The 4,186-nt window shown below is 71.4% G+C and carries 7 protein-coding genes; 2 read left to right on the forward strand and 5 right to left on the reverse strand.

Going from position 1 to position 4,186, the window contains the following annotated elements; genetic code table 11:
* Positions 1–676, forward strand: a 676-nt coding sequence (locus DEP02_RS26070) for a TOMM precursor leader peptide-binding protein (RefSeq protein ID WP_157977543.1), incomplete at its 5' end; no start/stop codon positions are given.
* Complete coding sequence (locus tag DEP02_RS26075; RefSeq protein WP_112470133.1) at positions 669–2,042, forward strand: ABC1 kinase family protein; 1,374 nt, start codon at positions 669–671, stop codon at positions 2,040–2,042. The genes DEP02_RS26070 and DEP02_RS26075, both read left to right, overlap by 8 nt.
* 13 nt (positions 2,043–2,055) lie before the next feature.
* Here the strand turns inward: DEP02_RS26075 and DEP02_RS26080 are convergent, their stop codons facing one another.
* From DEP02_RS26080 to DEP02_RS26100, 5 genes are all read right to left on the reverse strand, one after another.
* Positions 2,056–2,265, reverse strand: a complete 210-nt coding sequence (locus DEP02_RS26080; RefSeq protein ID WP_112470134.1) for a hypothetical protein — start codon at positions 2,263–2,265, stop codon at positions 2,056–2,058.
* Between the two features lie 146 nt (positions 2,266–2,411).
* A complete protein-coding gene (locus DEP02_RS26085; RefSeq protein ID WP_112470135.1) occupies positions 2,412–2,735 on the reverse strand; it encodes a putative WhiB-interacting protein in 324 nt (107 codons plus the stop codon).
* On the reverse strand, positions 2,732–3,100 hold the full coding sequence (locus DEP02_RS26090; RefSeq protein ID WP_112470136.1) for a WhiB family transcriptional regulator: 369 nt from the start codon (positions 3,098–3,100) through the stop codon (positions 2,732–2,734). Before DEP02_RS26090 ends, DEP02_RS26085 begins: the two co-directional genes overlap by 4 nt.
* Positions 3,101–3,274: 174 nt before the next feature.
* On the reverse strand, positions 3,275–3,592 hold the full coding sequence (locus tag DEP02_RS26095) for a hypothetical protein (protein ID WP_198668597.1): 318 nt from the start codon (positions 3,590–3,592) through the stop codon (positions 3,275–3,277).
* Between the two features lie 165 nt (positions 3,593–3,757).
* Positions 3,758–4,186 (reverse strand): HRDC domain-containing protein (locus DEP02_RS26100; RefSeq protein ID WP_198668598.1); only part of this gene is annotated, 429 nt, incomplete at its 5' end.

Below are 4,186 nucleotides of genomic sequence, written 5' to 3' on the forward strand. Positions count from 1 at the left end.
CGCGGCGCGGCGGGCCGTGCGCCGGGCCGCGCCCGACCGTCCGGTCCGGCGCACTCCCCGGACGCCGGCCGAGCGGGGTGCGTCGGCCGAGCGGGACGAGCAGGGCTTCTCCCTGGTGATCCTCGCCCCGCGGGACGACATCGCCGTGCACGCGCCCGACCCGTCCCGGGCCGCTCCCCTCGTCGAGTCCGGGATCCCCCATCTGTACGCCGGGGTGGTGGAGGGCACGGGCGTCGTGGGCCCGCTCGTCCTGCCCGGCGAGACGAGCTGCGCCGGCTGTGTGCACCTGGGCCGCACGGACCGGGATGCGACCTGGCCGCGCCTGGTGGCGCAGTGGCGCTCGGGAAGGCCACGCCATGCACGCCCCTGTGATCTGTCTCTCGCCGCGACGGTGGCCGCCCTGGCGGCCGGGCACGCACTGGCCTTTCTGGACGGGGAGTTGCCGTCCAGCGCGGGCGCCCGCTGGGAGGTGTCCGTACCGGGTCTGAACTGGCGTGCGCGGCCGCTGTGGCCACATCCCGCCTGCCCGTGCGGAGCGGCGGGGAAAGCCGAGGGGGAACAGGCCTCATCGGACGGGGAGGCACGCGAGACAATGGCTGGGCAAGGGCCGTCATCGACGCCCTGCCGTCAGGCAGACGCGGCGCGGCTTGCTGGGACTTGGAGGGCGCATGTCTGATCTTCCCCGGAAGGCGGTCACCCGGACCGCCAAGCTCGCCGCGCTCCCGCTCGGTTTCGCCGGGAGAGCGACCTGGGGACTCGGCAAACGGATCGTCGGCGAGTCCGCGGAACTCGTCGGCCGCGAGCTGCAGCAACGCACGGCCGAGCAACTGTTCAAGGTGCTCGGCGAGCTCAAGGGCGGGGCGATGAAGTTCGGGCAGGCGCTGTCCGTCTTCGAGTCGGCGCTGCCCGAGGAGGTCGCCGGTCCCTACCGGGTCGCGCTGACCAAGCTCCAGGAGGCCGCGCCGCCGATGCCGACCCGCACGGTGCACGCCGTGCTGGAGGAGCGGCTCGGTGCGAACTGGCGCGACCTGTTCGAGGAGTTCGAGGACAAGCCGTCCGCGGCGGCCTCCATCGGGCAGGTGCACCGGGGGGTGTGGCACGACGGCCGCGAGGTGGCGGTCAAGGTCCAGTACCCGGGCGCCGGCGAGGCCCTGCTGTCCGACCTGAGCCAATTGAGCCGGTTCGCCCGGCTGCTGGGGCCACTGGTTCCCGGCGTGGACATCAAGCCGCTGATCACCGAGCTCAAGGACCGGGTCTCCGAGGAGCTGGACTACGGCCTGGAGGCACAGGCCCAGCGTGCGCACGCCGAGGAGTTCGAGGGCGACCCGGACGTCGTGGTCCCCGCGGTCGTCCACCAGCGCGAACAAGTCCTGGTCACCGAGTGGATGGACGGCGTCCCGCTGTCCGAGGTGATTGCGGACGGCACCAAGGAGCAACGTGACCGCGCCGGCCAGCTGCTGGCCCGCTTCCTGTTCTCGGGCCCGGCCCGCACCGGCCTGCTGCACGCCGACCCGCATCCCGGCAACTTCCGTCTCCTGCCCGGCGGACCGGATGGCGAGGACGACTGGCGGCTGGGCGTCCTGGACTTCGGCACCGTCGACCGGCTCCCCGGCGGGCTGCCGACGCCCATCGGCCAGTCCCTGCGCATGGCGCTGGACGGAGAGGCGGAAGCGGTCTACCGGATGCTGTCCACGGAGGGCTTCGTCAAGGAGTCCATCGAACTGAATTCCGACGCCGTCCTCGACTACCTGCTGCCGATCATCGAACCGGCCCAGGTGGAGGAGTTCACCTTCACCCGTAGCTGGATGCGCAGCCAGGCGGCCCGGATCGCCGACCCCCGCTCCCCCGCCTACCAGCTGGGCAAGCAGCTCAACCTGCCGCCGGCGTATCTGCTGATCCACCGCGTCACGCTCAGCACGATCGGAGTGCTGTGTCAGCTGGGAGCGACGGTGCGGCTGAGGGAGGAGCTGGAGCAGTGGCTGCCGGGCTTCGCCGCCGACACCGCCGGCCCGGAGGACGAGCAGGTGGCCGCCGAGGCCTGAGCTCGGGCGGGACCTACCACCAGGCCGAGTCGAGCCGGCCCTCGATCGAGCGGAGGTTCCTCCGGGAGCAGGCCTCGCAGAAGTAGCGCCGGACGCCGCCTTCCACGGAGCAGGTCCACGTGGGCGGCGGGCCGTCGGCCGGGGTGCCGCAGTGCGCGCACACCAGGGCGGGGCGCTCCGCGGTGGAGTCGCCGTGGTCGGGGCCGCCGGGAAGACTCGTCACCCGGCGACGATACCTCCGGGCCGTGGATCGACGTGCGCAACGCACCGCGGGGGCCGGTCCGTCAGGACGGATCGGCCCCCGCGGGGAGAGTTCGTGGCCTCCCGGACGGGGAGGCCACCGCTGGGCGGCGTGTGCAGCGTGGCCGGTTACTGCATCACTGCCATGGCGAGCGCGCGACGGGCTCGCAGCGAGGCGCGCTCGGCCCGGCGCTGCATCCGGCGGGCGGCCGCCAGGCGCTCGGCCTGGCGCTGCTGCTCCGCCTCGCGCAGTCGCTCGTGCATATGCGCACGAGCCAGGGCTTCTTGGATGAGTTGCATCTCTCGGGTCCTGTTCTGACGCGAATCGTTCGCGCCGGTGGTGGTGACGTCTTCGGTCGCGGAGCCTGCGGGCTCGCTGATGGACGGCTTCATCGGGGCCTGCTTCTGGGGGTCGTGCGTGTGGGGGTGGTCGATCGTTCCTGCGGTGTTCATGCCGTGACCGGGTTCTTGCGCGGGCGGCCACGGGGCCGCTTCCTGGCGACGACAACACCCTGGACGAACAGCTCGCCACCCCAGACGCCCCAGGGCTCACGCCGCTCCTTGGCGCCGGCGAGGCAGGCCTCGATCAGCGGGCAGGTGCGGCAGAGGGACTTGGCGTACTCCACGTCCGCCGGCGACTCGGCGAAGAAGACCTCCGGGTCGTAGGAACGACACGGGACGGGCACTCCGAGGTTCTCGATGGCGTCGTCGAGCGCGGTGAGCGCGGTGAGCGAGGTCAAGGCGGGGTCCTCCGTGAGACCGGGCTTGGGGATCGTGCTGGAAGGCGGTACGGACGGGGCGTGCGCTTCGAGTTGCACGGTTCGTCTTCCTCGTCTGGTCGGACCGGCCGGTGGGCCGGGTGTCGGCTGGGTACCGAGTTCTTTTCTTGCCCCGAGGCACCTTCACTCCGCTGTCCCTCTTGGGGGAAAACAGAAGGGCCGCGGATCCCGGATGGGGTTCCGCGGCCCTGAAGGCGCCGACCTGATCGGCGATCAGGCTGGATCACTCCAGGGTTCTGGCCCACGGAAGGCCCACATCAGGTGGTGCTGCGTCTGCTTCCGGTTTCCGGCACCGGCCGCCATAAAGGCATAGGCCTGCGCCTGTGCCGCTACTGCTTCCAGTGCCTTGGTCGGTCGCTCATCGCGCTCACGGACGGGAAGACCCGCGAGAGACACGGAGGACGCCGGACGCACGGCACGAATGCCGGACAGACCGGTGCCCTGGTTCGAGGCGCCGAGCATGCACAGGGAGGCGACCGAGCGATCGGTCATTTTGGCGGTGCTGAAGAAGCTGCTCTTGATGCTGATCACTGGACTCGCCTCCTCTCGGCGTCTGAGGGGACTGGGGTGAGCCAGTCCGCACGGAAACACAAGTACAACACGGAACCAGGGCCTCAGGAAGGCCACCGCTCCCGTGACCAAGAACCTATGGGGCTTGACGGGGCGCGCGCAAACTATTTTCTCGACGAGTTCGCATCAGTTCTCGCCTTCTTCTGCACTGGGCTCTTGACCTGCGCAGATGGCCAGAACATCCGCTCCGTACCGGCGGAGCTTGCGCATCCCGACCCCGGGGATGCGCGCCAGTTCGCGCTCGTCGTCCGGGGCGGACTCGGCGATCGCCATCAGGGTCTTGTCGGTGAAGACGCAGAAGTCGGGCTGCCCGCTGCGCCCGGCCTGTTCCGCTCGCCACTTGCGCAACCGCTCGTACAGGCCCTCGTCCATGTCGGAGGGGCAGTCCTCACAGCGCATCAGCTTCAGCTCGCCGCCGTCGGTGAGCGCGCGTCCGCAGACCCGGCACCGGGCGGGGGTGCGCCGGATGCGCCGCGGGACGGGCTTCCCCGTGGCCCCGGCGGCCATGGGGAAGCCGCGCTCGATGCCCCCGGGGGCGCCGAGCGCGGCGCGGCC

Source organism: Streptomyces triticisoli (assembly GCF_003270085.1).
Taxonomy (GTDB): Bacteria; Actinomycetota; Actinomycetes; order Streptomycetales; family Streptomycetaceae; genus Streptomyces; species Streptomyces triticisoli.

What these genes read in the sequence shown, in the direction of transcription:
- DEP02_RS26075 (WP_112470133.1), top strand. Translation starts at nt 669, where the DNA reads ATGTCTGATCTTCCCCGGAAGGCGGTCACCCGGACCGCCAAGCTCGCC.
- DEP02_RS26085 (WP_112470135.1), bottom strand. Translation starts at nt 2,735, where the DNA reads ATGAACACCGCAGGAACGATCGACCACCCCCACACGCACGACCCCCAG.